At 57.1% G+C, this 25,959-nt stretch carries 18 protein-coding genes and 1 pseudogene; 7 read left to right on the top strand and 12 right to left on the bottom strand.

Annotated features, from left to right (window positions below; all coding sequences use genetic code 11):
• Nucleotides 1-9: 9 nt before the first annotated feature.
• From bcsD to bcsO, 6 genes and pseudogenes are all read right to left on the bottom strand, one after another.
• Nucleotides 10-486 carry a cellulose biosynthesis protein BcsD gene (gene bcsD / locus HV213_RS01360; RefSeq protein WP_167492845.1) on the bottom strand — a complete coding sequence of 159 codons (477 nt, stop codon included), beginning with the start codon at nt 484-486 and terminating at the stop codon, nt 10-12.
• The gene (locus HV213_RS01355) at nt 486-4,538 is read right to left on the bottom strand and encodes a cellulose biosynthesis protein BcsC (RefSeq protein ID WP_181484522.1); all 4,053 of its coding nucleotides are present in this window, start codon (nt 4,536-4,538) and stop codon (nt 486-488) included. Before HV213_RS01355 ends, bcsD begins: the two co-directional genes overlap by 1 nt.
• The gene (bcsB, locus tag HV213_RS01350) at nt 4,535-6,943 is read right to left on the bottom strand and encodes a cellulose biosynthesis cyclic di-GMP-binding regulatory protein BcsB (RefSeq protein ID WP_181484521.1); all 2,409 of its coding nucleotides are present in this window, start codon (nt 6,941-6,943) and stop codon (nt 4,535-4,537) included. The genes HV213_RS01355 and bcsB overlap by 4 nt, the downstream gene beginning before the upstream one ends.
• The gene (gene bcsA / locus HV213_RS01345; RefSeq protein ID WP_110276219.1) at nt 6,940-9,051 is read right to left on the bottom strand and encodes a UDP-forming cellulose synthase catalytic subunit; all 2,112 of its coding nucleotides are present in this window, start codon (nt 9,049-9,051) and stop codon (nt 6,940-6,942) included. Before bcsA ends, bcsB begins: the two co-directional genes overlap by 4 nt.
• Nucleotides 9,052-9,071: 20 nt before the next feature.
• Nucleotides 9,072-9,864: pseudogene (gene bcsQ, locus HV213_RS01340) on the bottom strand (cellulose biosynthesis protein BcsQ).
• Between the two features lies 1 nt (nt 9,865).
• Entirely contained in the window at nt 9,866-10,390 is a 525-nt protein-coding gene (gene bcsO / locus HV213_RS01335) for a cellulose biosynthesis protein BcsO (protein WP_181484519.1), read from the bottom strand.
• Between the two features lie 933 nt (nt 10,391-11,323).
• Here bcsO and HV213_RS01330 point away from each other — a divergent pair.
• Nucleotides 11,324-12,235, top strand: a complete 912-nt coding sequence (locus tag HV213_RS01330) for a LysR substrate-binding domain-containing protein (protein WP_181484518.1) — start codon at nt 11,324-11,326, stop codon at nt 12,233-12,235.
• Here HV213_RS01330 and HV213_RS01325 read toward each other — a convergent pair.
• A complete protein-coding gene (locus HV213_RS01325; RefSeq protein ID WP_181484517.1) occupies nt 12,228-13,007 on the bottom strand; it encodes an oxamate carbamoyltransferase subunit AllH family protein in 780 nt (259 codons plus the stop codon). The genes HV213_RS01330 and HV213_RS01325 overlap by 8 nt on opposite strands.
• Before the next feature lie 242 nt (nt 13,008-13,249).
• Here HV213_RS01325 and HV213_RS01320 point away from each other — a divergent pair, with 242 nt between their 5' ends.
• The 6 genes from HV213_RS01320 to HV213_RS01295 all read left to right on the top strand — a co-directional run bounded on the left by HV213_RS01320 (nt 13,250) and on the right by HV213_RS01295 (nt 19,962).
• On the top strand, nt 13,250-13,912 hold the full coding sequence (locus HV213_RS01320) for a cysteine hydrolase family protein (protein WP_110276224.1): 663 nt from the start codon (nt 13,250-13,252) through the stop codon (nt 13,910-13,912).
• Nucleotides 13,913-13,985: 73 nt separating this feature from the next.
• The gene (gene fdrA / locus HV213_RS01315) at nt 13,986-15,536 is read left to right on the top strand and encodes an acyl-CoA synthetase FdrA (protein ID WP_181484516.1); all 1,551 of its coding nucleotides are present in this window, start codon (nt 13,986-13,988) and stop codon (nt 15,534-15,536) included.
• A gap of 3 nt (nt 15,537-15,539) precedes the next feature.
• On the top strand, nt 15,540-16,946 hold the full coding sequence (locus HV213_RS01310; protein WP_181484515.1) for a YlbE family protein: 1,407 nt from the start codon (nt 15,540-15,542) through the stop codon (nt 16,944-16,946).
• A complete protein-coding gene (locus HV213_RS01305; protein WP_181484514.1) occupies nt 16,933-17,886 on the top strand; it encodes a carbamate kinase in 954 nt (317 codons plus the stop codon). Before HV213_RS01310 ends, HV213_RS01305 begins: the two co-directional genes overlap by 14 nt.
• Nucleotides 17,887-17,951: 65 nt before the next feature.
• A complete protein-coding gene (locus tag HV213_RS01300) occupies nt 17,952-18,347 on the top strand; it encodes an allophanate hydrolase-related protein (RefSeq protein ID WP_142513401.1) in 396 nt (131 codons plus the stop codon).
• Nucleotides 18,348-18,363: 16 nt separating this feature from the next.
• Entirely contained in the window at nt 18,364-19,962 is a 1,599-nt protein-coding gene (locus HV213_RS01295) for a regulator (protein WP_110276229.1), read from the top strand.
• Between the two features lie 204 nt (nt 19,963-20,166).
• Here HV213_RS01295 and dppF read toward each other — a convergent pair whose 3' ends face one another.
• From dppF to dppA, 5 genes are all read right to left on the bottom strand, one after another.
• A complete protein-coding gene (gene dppF / locus HV213_RS01290; RefSeq protein ID WP_142513403.1) occupies nt 20,167-21,180 on the bottom strand; it encodes a dipeptide ABC transporter ATP-binding subunit DppF in 1,014 nt (337 codons plus the stop codon).
• Complete coding sequence (gene dppD, locus HV213_RS01285; RefSeq protein ID WP_110276231.1) at nt 21,177-22,160, bottom strand: dipeptide ABC transporter ATP-binding protein; 984 nt, start codon at nt 22,158-22,160, stop codon at nt 21,177-21,179. The genes dppF and dppD overlap by 4 nt, the downstream gene beginning before the upstream one ends.
• Before the next feature lie 10 nt (nt 22,161-22,170).
• A complete protein-coding gene (dppC, locus tag HV213_RS01280) occupies nt 22,171-23,073 on the bottom strand; it encodes a dipeptide ABC transporter permease DppC (protein ID WP_181484513.1) in 903 nt (300 codons plus the stop codon).
• Nucleotides 23,074-23,082: 9 nt separating this feature from the next.
• Nucleotides 23,083-24,102, bottom strand: coding sequence for a dipeptide ABC transporter permease DppB (gene dppB, locus HV213_RS01275; RefSeq protein WP_181484512.1), 1,020 nt, complete (start codon nt 24,100-24,102; stop codon nt 23,083-23,085).
• Between the two features lie 163 nt (nt 24,103-24,265).
• Nucleotides 24,266-25,873 carry a dipeptide ABC transporter periplasmic-binding protein DppA gene (gene dppA, locus HV213_RS01270; RefSeq protein WP_181484511.1) on the bottom strand — a complete coding sequence of 536 codons (1,608 nt, stop codon included), beginning with the start codon at nt 25,871-25,873 and terminating at the stop codon, nt 24,266-24,268.
• Nucleotides 25,874-25,959 lie beyond the last annotated feature (86 nt).

Genomic DNA, 25,959 nt, shown 5'->3' with positions numbered 1-25,959 from the left:
ATTCACCCGTTATGGATGGAAGTAAAGAAACTGAACGTCAGAGACCGAAAACAGCCGCTCGCGCTGTAATACAACGTGCGCACCACCGCCCTGCCCCTGTAGCCAGCGGGAATAAAGCCCCTCGAGTATGGCACAAAATGCATTACACCAGCGGACGCGACGCGCTTCATCGCGGCTCACCGGCAGCGCCTGATGGCGTAATCGCAGGCCATCGTCGCTAACGTCAACGGTGACAAGCCCCCACTGGAAACGGCTCAGCTGAGCATTGATATTGGCCTCCAGTTGCCCGACCGTCTCCGATTCCGGCAACGGATGCTCATCAGCCAACGCCTCCCCCATCTGACGCAGGAAGGGCTGGCTCTCCAGTTCTCCAGCGTTGTTAACCATGCCATCAACCATAATCAGCAGCAGATCGAACCATCCGGCAGGCGTTTGCTGCTGCTGAAACCAGGTCGTCACCAGCGCATTATTATTCTCCGTCATGATCAGTTGTCTCCCAGCATGTAGCGGATATAGAGGCCGGCGGTGCTTTCGTTATAATCGCCGAAGGTGTCATAGCCAATCTGGCCGCCGAGCGACATCTGTTTGTTGACTTTGTAATCCGCTCCGGCGCGTAGGGTGTAGCCGATCCCGCTCTTCGACGTCGCTGAATAGTAGGCTTCTTTGGCAAAACCATTGGTCACCGCGGTCTCAAGCGTCTGCTGCCATTCGGAGTTAGTCGGGAAATAAGCGCTCTTATCCTGGCTGTAAGATTGGTAGCCCACCGAGCCACCGAGCTTCATCGTCCAGTTATCATATTTTTCCGTCAGGCTGACCGGCAGCGACACGCTAACGTAGTTCTGCGGGCTGAAGTAACCCCCTTGCCCATAGGTGAAGTAGCTCAGGTTTTTCGAGTAATCCATGCAGCTCATACTCAACCCGGTTTGCAACTGACGATACTCATCGTGATAAGGCCGCAGGTAAACCCCGGCGTTGGCGTTAATGCTGGTGTTGCTAGCGACGTTTTGACCAAGGTAGCTATAGCCTCCGCCGCCGACGTAAAAACCCGCATCGCCATCGTCATAGCTCAGTTGCAGGGTGCCGCCATTTTTGGTCACCTGCCCCCAGGTTTTGCCAGAGTAGGAATCCTTCAGGCCTACGTAAGAGAGCAGGCTATCGGTCAGCGAACGACGCTCGCCGGTGAAAATTAGCGACAGATAATTGGTCAACTTCGGCGACCACTTCACGCCGCCCACGACAGTATTAAGATCCTGACCCAGCGGGGTACTGCCGATATCGACGCGGTATTGATCGCCGCTCAGCGCCAGCGCCAGTTCCACGCCGTTCGCCTTCTGCGAATCCGTCGAGCCGCTGGCCTGATCAACGTTAGGTTTCAGGTTTGAAGAAGACAGATAGCTGGCAACCTGCCCGGAGTCATAGGTCCCCAGTTTCGCCAGATTCTCCATGCCGCTACTGGTAGTGGCGTTAAAATCTGAGGCATTCAGCGTACCCAGATCGCTTAAGGCCTCCGCCCCCGGATTGCTGGCAAAGTAAGTCGTGCGCTCGGTATCGGTCATCGCCGCAATCGCCGCCTGTTCGCTGGTGGCGGTAGAAACCATATTCGAAACCGCATTAGAAAGCGGGTTTGCACCGTAGCGCCGCCAGGCGTCGCCGGTTGCCGTACCGGCATTCAACGTAATCGGCGTGACGGTAAAGTCGAAACGCGAATCACCAAACGGTGAGGAGGACCAGGTTAGCGGCGTTTTCATTTCAGTGAGCTTGCTGGTGCCGGATTCGCCATCGCGACCGCGGACTTCCATGCCGCCCTGCAGCCAGGTGCCGGTTTTTTCCTGCAACGTCTCCATCATGGTATCCACCTGGCGCAGCATGCGGGTCTGCGCGGTTTCAACCGGCAGGTCAGGACGCTGGATCCCCGGCAGCGTGCTGCCTTCCCCCGTAGAGACCTGGGAAACCTGCCATGGCATATATTGCCCGTAGGTGGAAGCGCTGCGCGTTGTCGTGGGGGTGCGAGAAACGCCGATAAACGGGTTATCTGCCGCCAGCACGCCGCCCACGGTGGGCGTTTGCGCGCTATTGCTGCTCTGTTGTCCCAACAACCTGCCGCGCGCGCTGCGCAGGTAAGTCATCGCCTGCTGGTGATGCCCCTGCGATTCAGCGACGCGCGCCAGCAGCAGCAAACGGTCAGGCGAGTTATCCGGACGCAGTCCGCCCGCCAGTTGTTCGGCCCGATCGTTGTCACCCGCCGACAGCGCGACATCAATCGCTCCGCTGCGCGCATCCTGGGTCGGCGTATCGCGGGTCATCAGATAGTCATAGACTACCCCGGCCTCTTTGTTCATTTTGCCGCTCTGATAGAGACGCGCCATAGCGAACATCAGGTCGGTATTTTGCGGGTCGCTTTGCATCGCGCCCATCAGCTTGTCATACGCCGCCGCGTAGTTGCCCTGCTCACGCAGATGATCCACTTCGTTAATCACGTAACCGTTGCGAATGCTGGCCAGCTGCGTCGGCGTACTGCTCGCCTGTAGCTGCGGGTTGGTTAGCAGCCTCTGCGCTTCATTGGTCAGGCCCGCCTGGTTAAGCACTGTCACCTGGTCGGCGTAATCCCCGGCATTGCCCGAGATACCGCCGTTAATATTGTTGCGCACCAGCGATACCGCGGTGGTGACATCGCCGCTTTGAGCCAGCAGGCGTGCCAGTTTTCCGACATCCGCCGGGGCTTTTGGCGGCGTTGCGGCCATCGCCCTGAGCGTATTGGAGGCCGCAACGGTGTTACCCTGCGCCAGATAGCTTTGCGCCGTTGCCAGCTGCAGGTTGTAGTTCACCCGCTGATGCAGATCACGCATCTGGCTGGTCTGGCTAGCGGGAGGAATTCTTGCCAGCAGCGTTTGCGCCTGCTGCCAGCCGCCGTTCTCGCTGGCAAAAAGCGCGGCGGCGTACAGCGAATTACTGCTGGCGCCGGGGCGATAAGCGGCGGCCATAATCGAGTTTGCTTCGCCGTCGTTACCCGATTTTTGCAGCAACCGGGCCAGGTCGAGACGCATCCAGGTATCGTCCGGATAGCGGGAGACACCCTGGCGTAGCGTGGCGATTGCGCCCGCCACGTTGCCGCTGCTGGCCTGTTCCTGTGCCTGCCGGCGCAGCGAATCCCCCGGCATCCCGGTGACCACTCGCGGCTGTAGTTTTTGCTGCAGGCTTTCCGGCAGCGTGCGCAGCACCGTCTGCGCTTCTGCGGTTTTATTCTGATCGCGCAGAACGTAGTAGAGATTCTCCCGCGCCGGGCCATTTTGCGGCTGCTCGTTGAGCAACGCACGCAGCGTTTGCTCAGCCTGCGGCAGGTCTTTGTTGTGGCGTAAAACGTCAGCACGAAACAGCTTCGCCGCCGTCCCTTGCGTTCCGCCCTGCTGCGCCAGCGGTGCGGAGATCGCCAGCGCCTGGCTGATATTACCCTGCTTGTAAGCCTGCTGCGCCTGGGCGAGCTGGCCGTAAAATAGCGCATCCGTCGCCTGCTGACGCCGGGTTTGTGAAGCATCGCCGCCGAGGTCCGCCGCCCGGCTCAGATACTGAGAAGCCGCCTGAAAATCACCACTGCGCTGGGCGATATAGCCCATCCCTGCCAGCGCGTCCGCATCCTGAGGGTTGGTTTGCAGAACCTGTTCAAACTGCTGCTTCGCCGCAGCGGTATTACCGCTGTTGAGGTCAGAGTAACCCTGCCCACGCGCCTGACCACTGCGCCGTTCGCGAAAATAGTTTTGTACTTCAGTATCCTGCGGGTGGCGCTGCATCCAGGTATCATAGAACGGCTCATCACCCGCCTGCGGCCCCATCCACAGCAGCGCCTGACGCAGACCGCTATCGGCTTCTTTGCTGCCGCTGGCCATCGGCTCCAGCATGGAGATCCCTTCCCGGCGGGAGTCTTCGCGCCAGGTCAGCACCTTGCCCAACGCCACGCGCGGCCCGTTTTCCTGCGGATGCTGTGCAACGTACTGACGCAGCTCGCTCAGCGCCTGCGGATAGAGCGACTTATCGCTGGCCATCGTCATGTAGTATTCCGCCGCCAGTCCCGACGGTGGCGTGTTGCCGTTGAACATGCTCCGCCAGGTCGCCAGCGCGGCGGGGACATTGCCGCTCCGCGCCTGCTGCCTGGCCAGATTGAGCTGCCCCTGCGGCACCTGCGCCATTTTTTTAGCGCTGTCTAAATCCTGCAATCCGGGGCTATTAGGTGCCGCTTTCTCCAGCCGCGCTCGCCACTGGGCCGCCGCCTGAAGATTTCCCCCCTGCTGCGCCCAGAGCGCCATCAGGTACAGCGCCTGAGTGTTGTTGGCATCGACCGACAACACTTTTTGCAGCGATTCCATCGCCAGCTCGTCGTGGGACTTTTCATGCCAGTAGTTGGCTTGTGCAAAGAGCGCCTGTAGCGCCGCATCGTTGCCTGCCGCCTGCGCTTCGCCAAACGCGCCAAGCGTCAGCGCACCGGACAGACACAGCGTTGTGAATTGACGGGCCGCCTTGTTATTCATTTTGCTAACTCTTTTCATTGGCTATCCCCCGAACCCAGGCGCTTACGGGCATGACGTTTAAACATCGCGGTCAGCGCCAGCCCCAGAATCGACGTAACAATCAGCCCCAGCACCGCCAGCAGTCCGGAGTGTTGGTTGGCATACCACACCGCCATCATGTACCACGGCATCTGACCGCTGGGGAACGGCGTGCTGACCTGGAAACTGCGCACACCGTTATCGCTGGTGATCACCGCCGTATCGCCGCGAATACCGGCGTTAATACGCGGTGAATTAAGGTCATCTTCCAGCTTCGATAGCTGATCGTCGTTGCTGGCCATCGCCACCACCACCACCCGCTTCGGGTTCCACGGCGAGCGGTAGCTGATGAACCCACGCCAGGCGCTGCTGGAAGAGAAGTAGCGGTCAGCATCCACACCGTCGGAAGCCCAGTCACCGCTCAGCTTGCGCTGGATTTTTGGCCACAATGCCGGTTCGCGCACGCTCAGCAGATTATCAACCGGGTTATAGGGGGAATCGGCCAGCAGACGCTGGTTAAACGCTTTCTGGTCCAGCGAGCTCACCGCCAGTACGTCACGATCGCGCAACAACGACGAATTCGCACCGCCTTCAGGAATACCCAGCACCACGCGGTTATTGGCCAGCGCTTTACCGGTCGAATTACCCGAACGGGCGGCCAGATTCAGCATTGTCGCCACCTGGGTTTCCGAAGGCCTCTCCGGGAGCAGCAGGGTGGTTTGCGAGTAGTCCGCCAGCCGCGAGAACGGGAACGAAGCACCGACAAAATAGGAGAGATTGGGCAGCAGCGAGAAGTGTCGCGTACTGCTCAAATCAATCCACGAATCATCAGTGATTCGGCTCTTAATATTGCTATTCATCAGCACCGCACAGGGCGCGTTATCCTTCGGCACCAGATTGAAATAGAGCGAAAGCTGGTTATCACCGTAAATCAGATACGGCGCTAACGGGATGGTAAAACGCTCCTGACGCGCATCGCCGCCCATGTGACGCCAGAGTTTCTCCAGCGGCCCCTGCTTGTTCATCGGCAAGTTGTTAAGGAAAGTATTGTTGAGCGTCACGCTCAGCAGCGATTTATCCTCATTGATCCAGTTTTCCGACGGGAAACGATAGCCAATCTGCAAAGGAATGGTTTCGCCATCCCACAGATAGAGGTCCGGCGCGGCGCGGAAGGCCACGCGCAGCGGCTCATGCCACACGCCGCTGACGGTCATGCTTTGATCCTGGCGGATCAATTCACTGATTTTTACCGGACGATCGGTTGGGATCCAGCGCGGCGCATCATACGGTTTGCCGACCGGAATAGCCTGCGGATCCACATTCAAGCTGGGGGTCTGCGGGGCAAAATCGCCGCGAGTCAGCCGCCAGGCCGCCATCCGCAGCGCAGCGTCATTTTGGCCGACGATCAGCAGCAGCTTATAGGCCGGGTTGCCGGGGTTCTCAACGATCTGCAACAACGGTTTATCGGTTTGCGGCAGCGTCAGGCCGCCAACCTGCTCGCCGGGATGACCAATAATAATGCCGTGCTTCTCCGGCAATCGATCGCGCAGTGCGTCGAATGCAATACCGCGATAATCGGCCTGAATACCCAGCCATGACGACACCAGCGCCGCTGCGCTGAAGACGTCCGCCGTCGGTTTTTCCGGGTAAGCGATAGCAATATCCGCCGGGGTCATCTGCATGCTGTCGAAGAACGGACGCGGGAAGTGGCTTAAATCATTGCTGATATTGAGCTGCTGACTCTCCCAACTAAAGTGCGAGGTGGGCAAAATCGTCACTCGCGACGTGTCATGAATATCGAGGCGACACTGCATGGCGTCGCCGTCGTTAATCTTAAAGCTCAGGTTATTGCTCGATACCATCAGCGCAGCCGGAATATCCAGCTGGTAGTGTGAAATATCTTCCCCGTCAGCTCCCAGCGGCAAGGTACCGAGTGGCTGACCGTTGAGCATTAATTGCAACGTGGCGTTACGGGTGGCCATCTCCGGCGAGACCTTAACCTCCAACATCAGCTGGGCATGCGTCACCACCTGATCGGAAGGCAACGTAAAATCAGCGCCGCCCTGGCTTTGTCCGCCGCTGAGGATGATGCCGTCCGGCATTCCCATCTGCACCAGGTTCAGGTCCCCGCCCACAATCGGGGTTAATGGCACCGTATCAGGTACGCTGGGGGTGACCGGAGGCGGCATCGCGGGCAGTGAAGCCGGTTGCGCGGAATTCTCCGTGTCGGCCGACGAATTCGATTCATCCGCAGGCGCGGGGTCAGCAACTGGCGCGCTGTCGACCCCCGCGTTAAACAGCGGGAAATTGAGCTGCGGCAACGAGTCCGCAGGCGTTTCTTCACTATGTAGCGCAGGCGCGGAGAACATTCCGACCAGTAGCGCAAGCGTCGTTAAACGTTTCATAGGTGACCATCCTCCTGCGCGGGCTTCGCAGCAGGCGGCTGGCGACGCTGACTGCGGCGCGTTTTCCACGTCAGCCAGAACAGTTCAAACACACAACGCAAAATGGTGACGAAAGAGCGGAACGGGTTGTCCTGCGGGCGTGGCGGATTAATCCACGCATCGGCGCGGGCCAGCACCACGCGCACCAGTTCGCGACGGCGTGAAAGTGGAATGTTTTCATCGAATTGCAGACGAATAAAGCGATCGTCAGCGGTCACCTGGCGGACGGGAATCGAGATAGCGCCTGACTGGAGAATCAGCTCAATCTCTTCAATCTCATCCTGCTGGTGACGCTTATCCGGCGCGCTAATGCGGCAGCCGCCCATCGACAGGTCGGCGGTGTGGCTACGCGAGACAATGCCGCTGGCGTAGTGGATAAGCACCGGAATATCGACATCGATACGAATCGTTTTGCGCACCTGTCGGGTTTCGCGCGCCACGGCAATGGCGGCCAGCAGGAAGATCAGGCTGTAAATTCCCCAGCCAACGTTGAGCGCAATAACGTTAGGATCTGAACCAAAATAGTCGTGGCCGACAGCGCGGACGATGCCGACCACTACACCCAGGCCCAGCAGGCAGGCAACGACCAGATGCGGCCTGACGACGGTAAAGTCGAAGTAGCCAACGTCCAGCAGGCCGCCCTTATCGGTCACGTTGAATTTTCCGCGTTTGGGGAAAATCATCGTCACCAGCGTCGGCAGCACCAGGTGGAAGGCCAACACGATATCGTAGATTTCCCCCCAGAAGCTGTAGCGATAGCGGCCGTTCATCCGCGATCCCACGTAGATCGCCAGGAATAGATGCGGCAACGCGTAGGAGACAATCAGGCTCGCCGAGGAGTAGATAATATTCAGGTTAAACAGCAGGTAAGCCAGCGGCGCGGTAACAAACACCACGCGCGGCAGGGCAAACTGATAGTAAAGCATGGCGCTGAGGTAGCACAGACGCTGCTGGAACGTCAGCCCACGCCCCAGTAACGGGTTATCGAGGCGGAAAATTTGCGTCATCCCGCGCGCCCAGCGGGTACGCTGAATCACGTGCACCACCAGACGTTCAGTGGCTAAACCGGCCGCCAGCGGAATATCAAGGAACGCCGATTTCCAGCCCAGACGCTGGAACTTCAGCGCGGTGTGGGCGTCTTCGGTGACAGTTTCTACCGCAAAGCCGCCAATCTGCTCCAGCGCGGCGCGACGAATCACGGCGCAGGAGCCGCAGAAAAAGGTCGCGTTCCAGTTATCGTTACCCTGCTGGATTGGGCCATAGAACAGCATCCCTTCGTTAGGGATATTGCGGCCCACGGAGAGGTTGCGCTCGAACGGGTCCGGCGAATAGAAGTAGTGCGGGGTCTGCACCAGCGCCAGCATCGGATCATTGAGGAACCCGCCGACCGTCGCTTGTAAGAAGACGCGGGTCGCAACGTGGTCACAGTCAAAGACGCAGATCAGCTCGCCGTTGGTCAGGGTCATCGCGTGGTTGAGATTACCCGCCTTAGCGTGTTTGTTATCGTTACGGGTGATATACCCCACCCCGACGTCGGCGGCGAATACCGCAAATTCGTTGCGCTTACCATCATCCAGTAAATAGATTTTTAATTTATCTTTTGGATAATCAATGCACTGCGCGGCCAACACGGTATCACGCACCACATCAAGCGGTTCGTTATAGCTCGGAATATAGATATCCACCGTCGGCCAGGTGCTCATGTCATCCGGCAGCGGGACGATTTCGCGCTTCAGCGGCCACACCGTTTGCAGGTAGTTCAGCAGCAGCATCACCCAGATATAGACTTCTGCCAGGAACAGCCCCATCCCCAGAATCGCCTCGATTGTGGAGTTAAAATGCAAGGTCTGCGTCAGGCGGAAATACATATAACGGGTCGACATTAGCAGCGATGTCACGACCATAATGACCGAAACGCTGCGGTTTTTACTAAAACCCATGACGAAGAGAATACCGATGCTCAGCAAGCCAAAAATATACTGCTTTTGGCTGTCCATCGGCGTGATCACCACCAGCACGGCAATAGGCGAGAGCACCAGTACCAGCAACCAGAAAAGAGATTTTTTCATTCAGCGGCCCTGCAATTAAATTAATGCCCTGACATGCGAGGCTGGCTGTGCACCGTGCCGTCGCCAATATTAATACCCAACTGCGCAGAGATTTTTTTGGCAATAATTTCAATATCAAAGGCGGCTGCGGAGGATGAACTAAAGTCAAGAATCGACTTCTGGGAAGCATTCGCCTCTACCACGCTTTCATCACGATGAATGACGCCCAGCAGGCGGTCACCCAGTTTTTCTTCCATCAACGCGGTGACATCGCGACTCACCTGACGGCGATTATCGCTCTGGTTAATCACAAAATAGTGTCCGTGCTTATGGTTGAGCGCCCCCCCGGTTAAACGCTGCTTTTCGACCTGCGACAGGGTCGACATCGAGGCGGTATCCGCCAGCAGCGGCACCAGATGCATATCGGCAAGCGAAGTTAGCGCCGTCAACGCGGGCGAAGGCCCCGGCGGCAGGTCGGCGATGGTAATCAGCCCTGGATAATTGAGTAATGCCGCCAGACCACGGGTCAAAAAATGCTCGTCATGGGCCAGGTGCTCATCAAAAGCCTGGCGCTGCGCTTCACTCACGTCGCCATAGGGCAGGACGAAAATATTGCTCCCGGCGCTGAGCACGCACTGGCTCCAGTCATGCAGCTCCAGCGCTTTCGCGACATAGCCGCGCTCATCGCTAAGCGGCACGCCAAAATGCAGGCGCAGAGCGTTCTGCACATCAAAATCCAGAGCCAAAACTTTGCTGCCCGCGCGGGCCAGCGACCAGGCCAGATTTGCCGCGAGGGTCGTTTTTCCTACGCCGCCTTTCGGGGAACACACGCAGATCAACGGCATGTCGCAATCCTTTCTAAGAGTGATTTCAGGGGCTGGTCTTTATCTTTCGCTACGAGTTCCGGCTCCACGGTTTTCGTCGCGAAGAGATGGGCGTAGCCTTCCGCCGTCGGCGCAATGGCCTGACGAGGTTTGATTGCAGGTGCGGGCACGTTAACCGGCACTGATTGGGGAACCATCGCTTCAGGAACAGAAGTCGCAGCTTTTTCCGGCACAACGGGGGCCACAGCGACTGGCGCGGGTGTATCAATCACGGCAACGGGTGGTGACGGAGGTGCAGCCTGAACAGGCTCGCTTTCGACCCTGCGGAACATATCAACAGGTACCAGCTGTGGCAGGGGTAATGAAACCGACCCGCCCATAGCGATAGAGGATTCTTCCGCTACGGGAATAAGTTGATTGAGAATAACCCAATCCCCTTTTTCACTGGCGGCAGCTTCTGATGAGAGGTCCTTGAATTTTAGACTGTGTGTCCGCGTCTTTTCCTTGAAGCGCTGCAAATCATCATAATGGTTCATAGATAACCTCATGATTTTAAATATATCATATTTAATCTGTTTTAATTGTCATTCTATACCCGTCATACTTCGAGTTGCATGTGCGTTGGCTTCACTCGCTCACCCCAGTCACTTACTTATGTAAGCTCCTGGGGATTCTCTTGCTTGCCGCCTTCCTGCAATTCGAATTATTTTGGGTATACGCCGCTAAAGCATAGTTTAATTCTTTGTTTTTTTGACTGTCATCCGGCGTTATGCCCATCACAATACGCTAACTTTAGTATGGATTTAATAATTTTGAATAAGCCAGGTTGGTATAATTCCATAGTGGTAGTGCAGCTACACTATCAGTTTCTTTTCAAAATGATAGCCCCATTTTTTGGGCGGCAGCGCCGTCAAAACCCACGTAACCCGCCGGGTCATTCACATAGAGTAGTTTTTTATACTGTTTAAAATTTAAAACCTGGCGTAATACACGCCTGTAGAATACTAACGAAAATACATTTTAATATTTTTTAATCCATTTAGAAATCACTTAACTGAATTAATGGAGATAATAAATAAAGCTCAGACTTAAAATAAATAGCTCAGGATGTTATCTGAAAACCAGGAATATAATGCGTTGACCGAACAACAAAGAACAGCATCAGAAATCATTGCTGCCCCCCTTTTAGACCACCTGAAGGCTTGAACAGCGTAAAATAAAATATATTCATAGAGTTAGCTTAGTTGATAGACATAGTGATTTAAGATCCTCTATATTCGATAAATGTTCGTTTTATGTTCCCGATCGTGAAGGGGTTTTTCAGTCTATACACAAAATCATTCGAGATGCATCGAGGCGGCAAGGGAAGAAATCCCCAGGAACATAGATAACTATGTGACTGGGGTTTCTGAGTGCAGCCAACAAAGAGGCAGCTTGAAGGATGACGGGTATATCGGTAGGAAGAGGGTATGTTGATAAGCGTCCAGGCATTGAACGTCATCGTCACCATCGCGCGCTGTGGCAACTTTAGCGCTGCCGCCGAAGAGCTGCACAAGGTGCCCACGGCTCTCAGCTATACGGTACATAAGCTGGAAAACGAGCTGGGCGCCAAACTGTTTGAGCGCCAGGGCAAACAGCTGCTCCTGACGGAAGCGGGCCGTTATTTTATCAAAAAAGGGCAGTTGATCCTGAGCGAACTGGGAGAGTTACAGCACACCACTCGTCGCATTGCCAGCGGTACAGAGACGAGCTTAAGCCTCTCACTCAATAACATTATCAGCCTGCAACCTCTTTACGCGCTGCTGAAACAAAGTGAACACCACTTCCCGCAAACGGAAATTCAGTTGAGTATTGATGTGCATGATGGCGTCTGGGACGCGCTGCTGGAAAAGCGTGCGGACATCGCTATCGGCGCGCCTAACCAGGTGGTACGCCACGGTGAAGTCCTTTGTGCAGAAATGCCCGCCGTTGAGTGGCTGTTCGCCATTGCACCCGACCATCCGCTGGCGGCGGTTCACCGCCCGCTACAGGCAGAAGATCTGCGCCGCTACCCGGCAATCTGTATCCAGGATACCTCCGTGCAGCTCGAGCCACAGGTTGCCTGGCAACTGCGCGGCCAAAAAGCGCTGCTCGCTCCCGATTACCACAGCAAAATTACGATGCATCTCCACGGTCTGGGCATTGGCTTTCTTCCCCGCCATTTTTGCCAGCGCTACATTGACGACGGCAGACTCGTTAGCGTGCCGGTGGACGTCAGTAAACCGCCGACGCCGCTTTTTCTGGCCTGGCAAAACGAACCGCCCCGCCCTTGCTGCCACTGGTGGCTGACGCAGTTGCAGCGGGCGGATGTTATCGAAGGGTTTTTAACCGATCTCAGTTGATCGGGATGACTGATAAAACGCTGACCGCCGCCGCAATCCCGGCCAGCATATCCAACCCGGAGGTGTGACCATACCTGGCAACCGCAGGAAAATTGAACTCAGGGCTCGCCATCAGCGCTAACAAATGCTGGCTATAACGCCCCTGACACGCATGTCCCAGCATTTCCCGGCTGATATCCGTGGTAGCTGACAACTGCGGGGGAATGGCCCGGCGCAGCGAGGACAGCCGGGGATGTTGCCAGTTCTCCATAACCAGCAATACGCCCACCAGGAAATCATCGCCTGAGGGCGTTAGCCCCTCCCCGCGCCCAATCAGAAAACGCAGCAGGGGAACTACATCACCTTCACCATTCGTCAACCAGCGGGTAAAGCGTTGATAGACATCAGCCAGCGCGGGCTCTTGCTGCAAGGCCAGCCGAATACCATTGCAGGGTTGCCCTGCGAGGAAAACAGATAATGCGCTGGCGAAACGCCCTAAATTCGCGGCGTTCCCGGCAGAAATAAGCTGCGTGGAGACGGGACTCGAACCGAGCATCGACACATCGCCCCCGCAGGGTAAACAGGCCACGCTCATCCCGGCGGTAAAACGGAGTCGTAAATCGTCGACGTCGACAATGATACCGTTGGGGGCCAGCGGCATTTCGCGAGTTTGCACAACCCAGAGTTCGCCATTCGGCATAAGCAGATTACAGGCGTGGGTGAAGACCGAGTGCACGCGCCCCGCTTGCCCAGAAGTCAGCCTTGCGCAATGTTTTAGTGCATTCAAAGCCATACGTTAACCTTATTTCCCGAGGGGGGTCACACTTTTGCATATCCATTTTCGCCCCCTTGACCGACCGGCTGATATCCCCTGTTCGCCGTAACCCCCACGGCATCAGGACCCCAGCCATTTTGCCTTGCCGATAGGGATTTATCCCTCATATTTTTTGAGGGATAAGCAGAAAACCTTTCTGCGCAGCCATCGCGTTCTGTCCATACACTGCTAGTGTAGTCATAGCTAACAAGGGATCGTTTATGCGTACTATTCAAGCTCAACCTTTTGATTTCACGTTTGATCCTGCCAGCACTGCGCTGGTCATCATCGATATGCAGCGCGACTTTGTCGAACCCGCCGGTTTTGGCGAGGTGCTGGGTAATGACGTCTCGCATCTGCGCCGGACTATCGCGCCATGCCGTCAACTACTGGAACAAGCCCGAGCCTCAGGGTTATTTATTATTCATACCCGCGAAGGCCATCGCGTGGATATGGCGGACTGTCCCCCGGCCAAAAAAACACGCGGCGGGAAAACATTTATCGGCGAATCCGGCCCGATGGGGCGCATTTTAATTCGCGGCGAACAAGGGCACGACATCATCCCGGAGCTCGCACCACTCCCCGGTGAACCGATTATCGATAAACCCGGCAAGGGAGCATTTTACGCCACCGACCTGGGGCTGATTCTGCAAACTCGCGGCATTAAATCGCTGATCATCTGCGGCGTGACCACGGAAGTGTGCGTGCAAACCACGGCCAGAGAAGCCAACGACAGAGGCTACGAGCTGGTCATCCCGGAAGACTGCTGCGCCTCCTACTTTCCAGAATTCCACCGCGCCGCGCTCGACATGATGAAAGCCCAGGGCGCCATCGTCGGCTGGGTCAGCGATTCAGCCAGCATTATCGGCGCGCTGCAAAACTAATTTTTCGACAACTGGTAATAACCCCATTCCGCCACATCTGTGGCGGTGGCCTCTTATTGCCCGAGGACAGGAAATGACTCTGCATTACCAATGCTTCCCTAACCTGTATAAAGACTCCGTTTCACTGATGCAGGTTTCCGCAAAACTCAATGCCTTAGAGGGCGTTGAGCAAGCTTCTGTCGCCATGGCGACGGCGGCCAATATCGAACGCATGCGCGATGCGGGAATGCCCATTACGCTTGAAGCCCGACCTAACGATCTGCTTATTGCCCTGCTGGCCGATGACGAAACGGCAAAACAGGCGCTGACGCTGGCGGGTGAGTTACTGAGCCCTCCAGCCGCAACGGAAAACACCGAAGGTACAACCCGACACCCGGCCACCAGCATCGCCGCAGGTGTGGGGGTGTCGGCGCAGGCCAATCTGGCGCTGATTTCAGTTCCCGGCAGCTACGCCGCCGCCGAAGCGCTTAAAGCCCTGAGCGCCGGGCTGCACGTGATGCTCTTCAGCGATAACGTCCCGGAATGTCAGGAAGCGGCGATTAAGCAGTATGCCCGCGAGCGTAACCTGCTGGTGATGGGGCCGGACTGCGGTACCGCCATCATCAACGGAATGCCGCTGGGATTTGCCAACGTAGTCCGCCGCGGAGCAATTGGTCTGGTTGCCGCTTCCGGTACCGGCTTACAGGAAGTGAGCTGCCGCATTCACCACCTCGGTGAAGGTGTTTCGCAAGCCATCGGCACCGGCGGTCGCGATCTGCATGAAGAGATTGGTGGTCTGAGCATGCTGCAAGGGATCGCCATGCTGGCGGACGATCCCGAAACGCAGCTCATTGCGCTGATCTCCAAACCCCCGTCACCCGCCATCATGGAAAAAGTGCTGGAATCCGCCCGTCAGTGTGGCAAACCGGTTGTAGCCCATTTCCTCGGGACAAGCGATGCGGCGCTGCTGACGTATGGCATCATCCCAGCCCACAGTCTGCAGCATGCCGCGGATATCGCGGTCGCCACGCTGCGGGGAGAAACGGCCGCCGCCAGCCATTCCTTACCTGAAGCTTTACGGCAGCAAGCGATGCAATCGATTCGCGAGATGACCGCGGAACAAACCGACATTCGCGGCGTTTTCGCGGGCGGAACTTTCTGCTACGAAGCCCAGCTCGCGCTCCAGGCGGCAGGGCTATCCTGTGAATCCAATGCCCCAGTAACGGGCGCACGGGCGCTGCAGGATAAACATCATGGTCACGGCCACAGTCTGGTGGATATGGGCGATGATGAATTCACCCAGGGACGCCCGCATCCGATGATTGACCCGGAGCTGCGTAACGCGCGCCTGCTGTCGGAAGCGCAGGACCCGCGCACCGCCGTCCTGCTGTTCGACATTGTGCTGGGCTATGGCGCCAGCATCGAGCCGTGCAGCGCCCTGCTGCCCATTATCGAAGAAATTCAGCGCATTGAAGCCGCCGAGCAGCGCCATATTGTTTTGCTTGCCCACGTTTGCGGCACGGACGCCGATCCACAGGACAGAGCGCAGCAGATAACGCTGCTGCAAAGTGCTGGCGTCCTGGTGGCTGACAGCAATATCGAGGCCGCTCGCCTGGCGGCATTTATCGCGCAACAACGGAAATAAACTATGACGACCTTATTTCAACAACCGCTTTCGGTTATCAATCTCGGACTGGAAAGTTTTGCTGATAATCTGCGCGAAGCCGGTGGCGAAGTGCTTCATCTGCAATGGCAACCCGTGGCGCAGGGTGATGAACAGGCTGGCTGGACGCTGGCGACCCTGCTGGCCGACGAGCGTATAAAAGCCGCTAACGAACAGGCGCTACAGCGCTATCTGGATGCCCAGCCGGTACTGGTCGATGTCGCCAGGGCCTGCGAGGCGATCTCCGGCCTGAACGGCGTACGTAAAATTCTTCATGCCGGGCCACCGATCGCCTGGAGCGATATGTGCGGCCCGATGCAGGGCGCGATTGCTGGTGCGATTGTTTTTGAAGGCTGGGCCAGCAGCACGGAAGAAGCAATGCAAATGGCGGCGACAGGTAAGGTCGATCTCGAACCGTGCCATCATCACCACGCCACCGGGCCGATGGCAGGGATTATCAGTCCTTCCATGCCGGTGTGGATTGTAGAAAACCGCACTCACGGCAATCGCGCGTTTTGTAACTTCAACGAGGGGCTCGGCAAAGTTCTGCGCTTCGGAGCCAATAACGAGGATGTGCTGAGCCGCCTGAGCTGGATGGGGAACGTGCTGGCTCCCGCATTGAAGCAGGCGCTGGCGCTCAGCGGCGAAATCGAGCTCAAACCGCTGATTGCCCAGGCGCTGCATATGGGTGATGAGTGTCATAACCGCAACGCGGCAGCGAGCGGGCTGTCCTTTAAACGCCTGGCTCCGCATCTGGCGCGTATTCAACACGGCCCGGAAGCGCTGGAGTTTATCGCCGCCAACGACCATTTCTTCCTTAATCTTTCTATGGCAGCCTGTAAATCGATGCTGGATGCCGCCTGCGATGTCCCGCACAGCTCGCTGGTTACGGTAATGGCGCGCAACGGCGTTAACTTCGGCATTCGCCTCTCCGGTACCGGTGACCGTTGGTTCCAGGCCCCGGCTAACCCCGTCGATGGCCTGTTCTTCCCGGGCTACGGTATCGACGATGCGGCAGCCGATTTAGGCGACTCGGCAATTACCGAAACCGCCGGGATCGGCGGATTTGCCATGGCGGCCTCCCCGGCTATCGTTAAATTCGTCGGCGGCACGCCAGCCGATGCCGTCCGTCATAGCCTGACGATGCAGGAAATCACCCTCGCCACCCATCCGGCGTTCACGCTGCCCGCGCTGAACTTTGCCGGTAGCGGCTGCGGTATCGATGCCCGCTACGTGGTCGACCGCAATATTTTACCGGTCATCAACACCGGGATTGCGCATAAACGCGCGGGCGTAGGGCAGATCGGTGCAGGGATCACCACCGCACCGCTGGCCTGCTTTACCGCCGCGCTTCGCGCGCTGGCAGAAGGAGCTGACCATGAAAAAAACTAAAGTCGCCGTCGTCGCCGTCGGCGGTAATGCATTGATCCGCAACCCCGGAGAAAATGCGCTGGAACAGCAGTACGAAGCGGTGAAAGCCACCGCTGAAAATGTGGTTGATCTGATTGCCGCAGGCTGGCGCGTGGTGCTGACGCACGGCAATGGCCCGCAGGTGGGTTTTATCCTGCGCCGTAGCGAAATCGCCAAAGACGCCGTTCCTGCGGTGCCGCTGGAGTACGCGGTCGGCGATACCCAGGGCGCAATTGGTTTTATGTTCCAGAACGCGCTGAATAACGCGTTGACCGCACGCGGTCTTGATAGCATCCGCGCCGTCGCGCTGGTGACGCAAACGTTAATAGACCCAAACGATACCGCCTTCAGCCATCCTGATAAACCTATCGGCGACTATATGACTCAGGAAACGGCGGAGACGCTGGCGGCGGCTCAGGGCTGGGATATCGCAGAAGATTCGGGCCGCGGCTGGCGACGCGTCGTGGCATCACCGGCACCAAAAGAAGTCATCGAAACGCCGGTTATTCGCACCCTGCTTGAACAAAATGTCTTAGTTATTGCCTGCGGCGGCGGCGGTATTCCTGTCTGGCGCGATACGTCTGGCAAGCTTATTGCCGCCCAGGCGGTCATTGATAAAGACCGCGCATCGGCGCTGCTGGCCTGCGAATTGCAGGCAGACATGCTGCTGATTCCGACCGGCGTTGAGCAAGTCGCCATCAACTTTGGTACACCGGAGCAGCGCTGGCTCGACACTTTAACGTTAGCTGAAGCGCAGGCCATGCTGCAAAGCGGTCAGTTCGGCGCAGGCAGCATGGCGCCCAAAGTCGAAGCCATGCTGACCTTCCTGCGATGTAATCCTGCGGGGGTTGGGCTGATTACCAATCCGGAAACTATCGTTCGCGCCATTGACGGTAACGGCGGAACCCGGTTTACCGGTTAATTTTACGCCGCCATGCGCACGGCGAATGGCGGCCCTATATTCGGGTATAAATAAGGATAAAAACGATGTCAGATAGCAAAATCCTGCTTGCGGTTAACGGCACGCTAATGCGTGGCCTGAAGCTAAACCCCAACATGCTGGCAGTGAATGCCGAATTCGTTCGTGAGGATAAAACGGCTCCCTGCTACCGCTGTTGGAGCATCAACGACGATCATCCCGGAATGATTCGTTCACCGGATAACGGCGCAAACATCGCGCTGGAAATCTGGGCGGTTCCTCCTGCCGGACTGGGAAATATTCTGCAAAAAGAACCTGCCGGACTCTGTATCGGCAAAGTGTTACTGGACGACGGTAGTGAAGTGTTGGGCGTTCTGGCGGAATCCTGGCTGGTTGAAGGCCAGCCGGAGATCACCGACCTCGGCGGTTGGCGGGCATACACCGGCCACCACATGACTGAATAACTTCAGGAGAAGGATTATGGAGCAAGGAAAACTCACATTTCGTCCACGGCTATGGGTGACGGGCGATCTCAACGCTTTTTTCGGACTCTTTACCAACGTATTACTGAACGTGCTGGTCCTGTCAGGACTCGCTCTGTACGTCGCGCAAATCCCGGCGACCACCGTTTATGGCCGCATCCTACCGGCGTTAGGTATCGCGCTACCGCTGGGTAATCTGTTTTACGCCTGGCTTGCCTGGCGGATGGCAAAACGCGAGGGTCGCGACACAGTGACCGCCCTGCCATACGGGCCAAGCGTGCCGCACATGTTCATTGTGGTGTTCGTTGTCATGCTGCCAACGCTGCTTATCCATAAAGACTGGATGCTGGCGTGGAAGCTCGGGCTTATCTGGGCGATGATTGTCGGCCTTATTGTACTGGCAGGCGTGCTGGTTGGCCCGGCGATTCGTAAATATACGCCGCGCGCCGCAATGCTGGGGACGCTGGCGGGGATTGCAATTGCGTTTATCGCCATGCGCCCGGCGTATCAGATGTTTGATACCGCCTGGATTGGCATTGTCTGCTTCGCCATTATCCTGCTCAACTGGGTCGGTAACGTGCGGCTGCCGTTCGGTCTGCCGGGTGGGCTGGCGGTGGTTCTGGTGGGCTGCCTGCTGGGCTGGGGCGCGACCTGGCTTGGCTTTAGCGACATTATGAATCCGGCGGAAGTCAAAGAGGCGGCGGGCCGTTTCTCGCTCTATTTACCCACGCTTTCTACTGATGTCTTTAACGTCCCGATGAGCCTGGTCTGGCCGCTGCTGGTGACGGCGATCCCATTGGGGATTTTCAACTTCACCGAAATCCTCAATAACGTCGAATCCGCGGCGGTAGGGGGCGACAGCTACAACCTGCGCGCGGTACTGGCGGCTGACGGGCTGGGCGCGATTGTCGGCGCATTGTTGGGTTCGCCGTTTCCACCTGCGGTTTATATCGGTCATCCGGGCTGGAAAGCGATGGGCGGGCGCATCGGCTACTCGCTGGCAACCGGTGTTTGTATGGCAATCGTCTGCTTCCTGGGCCTCACCGCGCTGCTGCTCTCCATCATCCCACTGGTGGCGATTGTACCTATTCTGCTGTTTATCGGTCTGGTCATTGGCGCTCAGGCGTTCCAGGTTTCGCCGAAACGCCACGCTCCGGCGATCGTGTTGGCGCTGGTACCGAATATCGCCGAGTGGGCGAAGACCCAGGTCGATGGCGCGCTGGCGGCCGCCGGCGCGAATACCGTCAATCTCCCGGCGGATGTCGTCAATACGATGGCCAATAACGGCGTGCTGTATCACGGTATGGCAACCACCGGGGGCGGTGCGGTGTTGGCGGGGTTAATGATGGGTGCGATTGCCGCGTTCATTATCGACCGGCGCTTTAACTGGGCGGCGCTTTATGCCGCGGCGGCTACGGTGTTGTCGTTCTTCGGCTTTATTCACGGTCATCAGATGGCGCTCAACGCTTCACCCACGGTGACGTTTGGCTATGGCGTCGCAACATTGTTCCTGACCTTTATGGCCTGGCGACAGGTTAGGGAAGAAGGAAAAGTCGACTGGTCGCCGATTGATAACGGCGATGAAGTGGTGCATTAAGTCGCTTTCAGGAACTTCCCGGCTTGCGGCGTAAACGCCTTAGCCGGGCTACTCACTACGGGTCCGCAGACGATGGTGAACCCGTAGGCCGGGTAAGGCGCTAGCCGCCACCCGGCGGAAATACGAGCATAGTATCTACATCAGGTTTGCCATCGTTCTCAGCCGAAGCATAACTGCTTCGGCTTTTTTCATCGGCTATCCCAATCAGCTCAGCGGCTTCTCGCCGTTTTGATCCTGATCGACGGCAAAGCAGGCCACTAGTTGGCCGCCGTAGTCCTTCAGCTGCGGCTGGAGCTGGGTGCATGGGCCGAAGCGACGACGGCAGCGAGCGTTAAACGCGCAGCCCGGAGGCGGATTCAGCGGGCTTGGCAGCTCGCCGGTCAGCTTGATACGCTCGCGGCGATCGTCCGGGTTCAGGCGCGGCGTCGCTGACAGCAGCGCCTGAGTATACGGATGCTGCGGGTTATTGAAGATTTGGTCCTTCGACCCTTTCTCCACGCAGCGGCCTAAATACATCACCATCACTTCGTCAGCAATGTGCTCCACCACCGACAGGTCGTGGGAGATAAAGACGTAAGAAAGCCCCAGCTCCTGCTGTAAATCCATCATCAGGTTCAGCACCTGCGCACGTACTGACACGTCCAGCGCGGAGACCGGTTCGTCGGCGATCACCACGTCCGGGTCAAGCATCAGGCCGCGGGCAATGGCAATACGCTGACGCTGGCCGCCGGAGAACATATGCGGATAGCGGTCGTAGTGTTCCGTTTTCAGGCCCACTTTCGCCATCATCGCCAGCGCTTTCTCACGGCGCTGCTCTTTGCTTAAGCTGGTGTTGATCTGCAGCGGCTCCTCCAGAATCTGCCCCACCTTTTTACGCGGGTTCAGCGAACCGTAGGGGTTCTGGAACACAATCTGGATTTTCTGCCGACGCAGTTTTTGTGCGTGCGGGTCATGCTTAAGCAGGTCCTGCCCCTGGTAGTAAAGCTCGCCGCCGGTGGGGATTTCAATCATCGTCAGCAAGCGGCCGAGCGTTGACTTACCGCAGCCGGATTCCCCCACGACCGCCAGCGTTTTGCCGCGTTCAAGGGTAAACGAAACGCCATCCAGCGCTTTCACCAGGCGTTCCGGAGCGAACAGCCCCTTCTTCACCGGGTAGTATTTTTTCAGATCGGTGGCCAGCAACAGAGGCTGTTGCGTGGTGGCCTCATGCGTACTCATAATCCAGGCCTCCCGGCATCATCAAGTGGGTAGTGGCATTTCGACTGACGACCGTCATTAAGCAGGTTCAGTTCAGGCTCCTCACTGCGGCATTTATCGGTCGCATAGGGGCAGCGCGGGTTGAGCAGACAACCGTTCGGGCGGTCATATTTCCCCGGAACCACGCCCGGCAGCGAAGCCAGACGCGCTTTATCCTGAGCGAACTCAGGCAGCGCACGCAACAGCGCCTGGGTGTATGGATGACGCGGCGCGCGGAAAATATCTTTCGCGTCGCCGGTTTCCACTACCTGACCGGCGTACATCACAATAATTTTGTGCGCCGCTTCCGCTACCAGCGCCAGATCGTGAGTGATCAGGATCAGCGCCATATTCTCTTTCTGCTGTAGTTCAAGCAGTAGCTCGATGATCTGCGCCTGGATGGTGACGTCCAGCGCGGTTGTCGGTTCATCGGCAATCAGCAACTTTGGCCGACAGGCAATCGCCATCGCAATCATCACGCGCTGGCTCATGCCGCCGGAAAGCTGATGCGGATAGACGTCGAGACGCGAAGCCGGGTCGGGTATCCCCACCAGCGTCAGCAGGTCAATCGCCCGCTGAATACGCGTCTTTTTATTGCCGCCCTGATGCACCTTAATGGCTTCCATAATCTGGTAACCCACGGTGTAGCACGGGTTGAGGCTGGTCATGGGGTCCTGAAAGATCATCGCCACTTCCGCGCCCACCAGTTGGCGACGCTCTTTTTCGGAAATGCGCTTCAGGTCGCGACCGTTAAACTCCAGCTTTTCAGCCATCACCCGACCGGGATAATCAATCAGTCCCATAATCGCCAGCGAGCTGACCGATTTACCCGAACCAGACTCGCCGACAATGCCGACCACTTCACCCTGATTCACGCTGTAGCTCACGCGGTCTACGGCGCGGAACGGTGCCTTTTCATCGCCGAAATGCACCGATAATTTATCTATATTCAATAACGCCATCTCGAACCTCTTACTGCTTCAGTTTGGGATCGAGCGCGTCACGCAGACCGTCACCCATCAGGTTAAATGCCAGCACCGTCAGCAGGATCGCGACACCCGGGAAGGTGACGACCCACCAGGCGCTCTGCGCGAACTGCAACACGTCGGAGAGCATAGTGCCCCACTCCGGTGTCGGCGGCTGCGCACCCATGCCAAGGAAGCCAAGAGCGGCCATATCGAGAATGGCGTTAGAGAAGCCCAGCGACGCCTGAACAATCAGCGGCGCAAGACAGTTAGGAAGAATATTGACGAACATCTGGCGCATCGCACCAGCACCCGCCACGCGAGATGCGGTGACATAATCGCGGTTCACTTCCACCAGCACCGCAGCGCGGGTCAGACGGACGTAGTGCGGCAAGGCGACAAAGGTCAGCGCTATCGACGCGTTGACGATCGAGGGGCCAAAAATGGCCACCAGCACCAGCGCGAGCAGCAGGCTTGGCAGCGCCAGCATGATATCGACAACGCGCATGATGATTGAGTCAAGCACGCCGCCGAAATAGCCTGCGACCAGACCGAGCACCACGCCAAGGATCAGCGACAGCACCACCACCAGGCAGCCAACCAGCAGCGACAGGCGCGCGCCGTACATCAGGCGCGAAAGGATATCGCGGCCAACGTCATCAGTACCGAGCAGATGGGAGAAGCTCCCGCCATCCATCCAGACCGGGGGAGCCAGCAGCGTATCGCGGAACTGATCCGCAGGATTGTAAGGCGCAATGAAGTTGGCAAATACGGCGATAAAAATCATCACCACCACGTAGACCAGGCCGATAACGGCGCCTTTGTTGCGTTTAAAATAGTGCCAGAACTCCTGCAAAGGGGTCATTGGCACCGGTGCGGCGACAACTTTATTTTCAGTAACTTGTGACATGATGGCCCCTTACTTCTTATGCCGAATACGCGGGTTCACCACGCCGTACAACAGGTCTACCAGCAGATTGACGAGGATAATCATCGTCGCCACCAGCAGCACCCCGCCCTGCACAACCGGATAATCGCGGCGCTGGAGCGCATCAATCAGCCAGCGACCAAGGCCCGGCCAGGAGAAGATGGTTTCGGTCAGGATTGCGCCCGCCAGCAGCGTGCCTACCTGTAGACCGATAACCGTCACCACCGGCAGCATGGCGTTACGCAGAGCATGAATGATGATCACTCGCATACGCGTCAGCCCTTTGGCACGCGCGGTACGGATATAATCCTCACCCAGCACTTCCAGCATCGATGAACGGGTCATACGCACAATCACCGCCAGCGGGATGGTGCCCAGCACCACGGCAGGCAGGATCATATGCATCACTGCATCGATAAAGTCACCCGGCTCGCCCCAAATCGCGGTATCTATCAGCATAAAGCCGGTTAACGGTAGGGTATCGTCGAGGAAGACGGTGTCGCTGACGCGCCCGGAGACCGGCGTCAGGTTCCACTGCACCGAAACCAGCATAATCAGCATCATGCCCCACCAGAAGATAGGCATGGAGTAGCCAGTCAGCGCGAGGCCTACGGAGGTGTGGTCAAAGATAGAACCGCGTTTGACCGCAGCCAGCACACCAACCGGGATCCCAACGGCGACGGCGAAAATCATCGCGCAGACGCCCAGCTCCATGGTGGCCTTAAAGCGCGGCACGAACTCTTCCCATACAGGAATGCGGCTTTTCAGCGAGATGCCTAAATCGCCGTGCATCACGCCCCAAACATAGTGGGCGTATTGCTGCCACATCGGCTTATCAAGGCCCATTTCGGCCAGTAGCTGCGCGTGACGTTCAGGGGAAATACCACGTTCGCCCGCCATAATCAGCACCGGGTCACCGGGGATCATATGGACGAAGGCAAAAGTGAGAAGGGTAATACCGATAAATGTTGGGATGACAAGTCCCAAACGTCGGAGAATGAACTGCAACATAACCCGGATTCTCTCTAGTAACGACCCGCCTGGTGACAGGACGTCTGTATTGCTCACAAAAGTAAACACCCTCTCCCAGTTAGGGGGAAGGTAAGGGTGAGGGGCGGCTTATCCACCCTCACCCCGGCCCTCTCCCTCAAGGGAGAGGGGGACGTATTGCTTATTATTCGATAGAGACGTTATCGAAGTGGTGTTTACCTAATGGATCAACCACATAGCCTTTAACTTCTTTGCGCACTGGCTCATAAACGGTGGAGTGAGCGACGATCAGCGCCGGGGCCTGGTCATGCATCACCACCTGAGCCTGCTTGTACAGCTCAATGCGTTTGTTGTGGTCATCAGTAGCGCGAGCCGGTTGAATCAGGTCTTCAAACGGCTTGTAGCACCAGCGAGAGTAGTTAGAACCATCTTTCGCCGCAGCGCAGCTGAACAGGGTGGCGAAGAAGTTATCCGGATCCCCATTATCACCGGTCCAGCCCATCATAACGGTCTGATGCTCGCCTGCTTTCGCACGCTTCAGGTATTCGCCCCACTCGAAGGTGACAATTTTGGCTTTGACGCCAACTTTGGCCCAGTCAGCCTGAATCATCTCTGCCATACGGCGCGCGTTCGGGTTGTACGGACGCTGTACCGGCATCGCCCACAGGTCAATGCTGAAGCCTTGCTCCAGGCCCGCTTCTTTCAGCAGCGCTTTCGCTTTCTCCGGATCGTAGGTGTAGTCTTTAACGTCGTCGTTATAGCCCCACATGGTCGGCGGGATCAGGTTCTTCGCAGACTGACCTGCGCCCTGATAAACGGCTTTGATGATCGCTTCTTTGTTCACCGCGTAGGTCAGCGCCTGGCGAACTTTCACCTCATCCAGCGGTTTCTTCTCGGTGTTGAAGGAGAGGTAACCGACGTTCAGACCCGGCTGCTCCAGCAGATTAATGTTTTTATCTTCCTTCATGCGCGCGATGTCTGCCGGGTTCGGGTACGGCATTATCTGACATTCGTTTTTCTGCAGTTTCGCGTAGCGCACGGAAGCATCAGGGGTGATGGAGAAGACCAGACGATCGATCTGCGGCTTGGTGCCCCAGTAGCCCGGGAAGGCTTTATAGAGAATACGGGAGTCTTTTTGATATTGCAGCAGCTGGAATGGGCCGGTACCGATTGGGTTCAGGTCCACTTTCTCCGGCGTACCGGCTTTCAGCATGTTGTCGGCATACTCTTTTGACAGAATAGAGGCGAAGTCCATGGCGAGGTCAGCGAGGAACGGGGATTCCGGACGAGTCAGCACGAACTGGACTGTATTATCGTCCACTTTCTTCACTTCGCTAATCAGGTCGGAAAGGCCCATGCCTTCAAAGTATTCATAGCTGCCGCCAGACACTTTATGGTACGGGTTATTGACATTTTTTTGTCTGTCGAACGAGAAGACAACGTCATCGGCGTTCAGCGCGCGAGTCGGTTTAAAATCTTTATTATCCTGCCACTTCACGTCTTTACGCAGATGGAAGGTATAAGTTTTACCGTCTTCGCTGACTTCCCATTTCTCGGCCAGGCCCGGAATAACTTCCGTGGTACCGGTTTTGAATTCAACCAGGCGGTTATAAATCGGCACTGAGCTGGCATCATAGGTGGTGCCAGAGGTGAAGAGCTGCGGGTTAAAGCCTTCCGGCGAGCCTTCTGAACAATAAACCAGGGTCTTCGCTTGTACGCTTGCTGCGACGGTCATGGCAACCAGGCTCAGACCAAGCTTCAGCATCCCTGACCTTTTCAAGGAAATACTCATTATTCTGCTCCAAATGTGATGTTGTTTGCATATATCCGCCAGACCTTTATTTATGTTATACCCGGTCCGGTCGGTGGTGCCCGAAG

Origin of the sequence: Klebsiella sp. RHBSTW-00484 (genome assembly GCF_013705725.1) — a bacterium.
Classification (GTDB): Bacteria; Pseudomonadota; Gammaproteobacteria; order Enterobacterales; family Enterobacteriaceae; genus Klebsiella.
This window is presented reverse-complemented; position numbering and strand designations above follow the sequence as displayed.

Coding starts and splice junctions, on each gene's coding strand:
- HV213_RS01295 (WP_110276229.1), top strand. CDS start 18,364: ATGGAGCAAGGAAAACTCACATTTCGTCCACGGCTATGGGTGACGGGC.
- dppD (WP_110276231.1), bottom strand. CDS start 22,160: ATGGCGTTATTGAATATAGATAAATTATCGGTGCATTTCGGCGATGAA.
- HV213_RS01305 (WP_181484514.1), top strand. CDS start 16,933: ATGAAAAAAACTAAAGTCGCCGTCGTCGCCGTCGGCGGTAATGCATTG.
- bcsB (WP_181484521.1), bottom strand. CDS start 6,943: ATGAAACGTTTAACGACGCTTGCGCTACTGGTCGGAATGTTCTCCGCG.
- bcsO (WP_181484519.1), bottom strand. CDS start 10,390: ATGAACCATTATGATGATTTGCAGCGCTTCAAGGAAAAGACGCGGACA.
- dppF (WP_142513403.1), bottom strand. CDS start 21,180: ATGAGTACGCATGAGGCCACCACGCAACAGCCTCTGTTGCTGGCCACC.
- HV213_RS01325 (WP_181484517.1), bottom strand. CDS start 13,007: ATGGCTTTGAATGCACTAAAACATTGCGCAAGGCTGACTTCTGGGCAA.
- dppC (WP_181484513.1), bottom strand. CDS start 23,073: ATGTCACAAGTTACTGAAAATAAAGTTGTCGCCGCACCGGTGCCAATG.
- fdrA (WP_181484516.1), top strand. CDS start 13,986: ATGACTCTGCATTACCAATGCTTCCCTAACCTGTATAAAGACTCCGTT.
- HV213_RS01310 (WP_181484515.1), top strand. CDS start 15,540: ATGACGACCTTATTTCAACAACCGCTTTCGGTTATCAATCTCGGACTG.
- HV213_RS01300 (WP_142513401.1), top strand. CDS start 17,952: ATGTCAGATAGCAAAATCCTGCTTGCGGTTAACGGCACGCTAATGCGT.
- dppB (WP_181484512.1), bottom strand. CDS start 24,102: ATGTTGCAGTTCATTCTCCGACGTTTGGGACTTGTCATCCCAACATTT.
- HV213_RS01355 (WP_181484522.1), bottom strand. CDS start 4,538: ATGAAAAGAGTTAGCAAAATGAATAACAAGGCGGCCCGTCAATTCACA.
- dppA (WP_181484511.1), bottom strand. CDS start 25,873: ATGAGTATTTCCTTGAAAAGGTCAGGGATGCTGAAGCTTGGTCTGAGC.
- HV213_RS01320 (WP_110276224.1), top strand. CDS start 13,250: ATGCGTACTATTCAAGCTCAACCTTTTGATTTCACGTTTGATCCTGCC.
- HV213_RS01330 (WP_181484518.1), top strand. CDS start 11,324: ATGTTGATAAGCGTCCAGGCATTGAACGTCATCGTCACCATCGCGCGC.
- bcsA (WP_110276219.1), bottom strand. CDS start 9,051: ATGAAAAAATCTCTTTTCTGGTTGCTGGTACTGGTGCTCTCGCCTATT.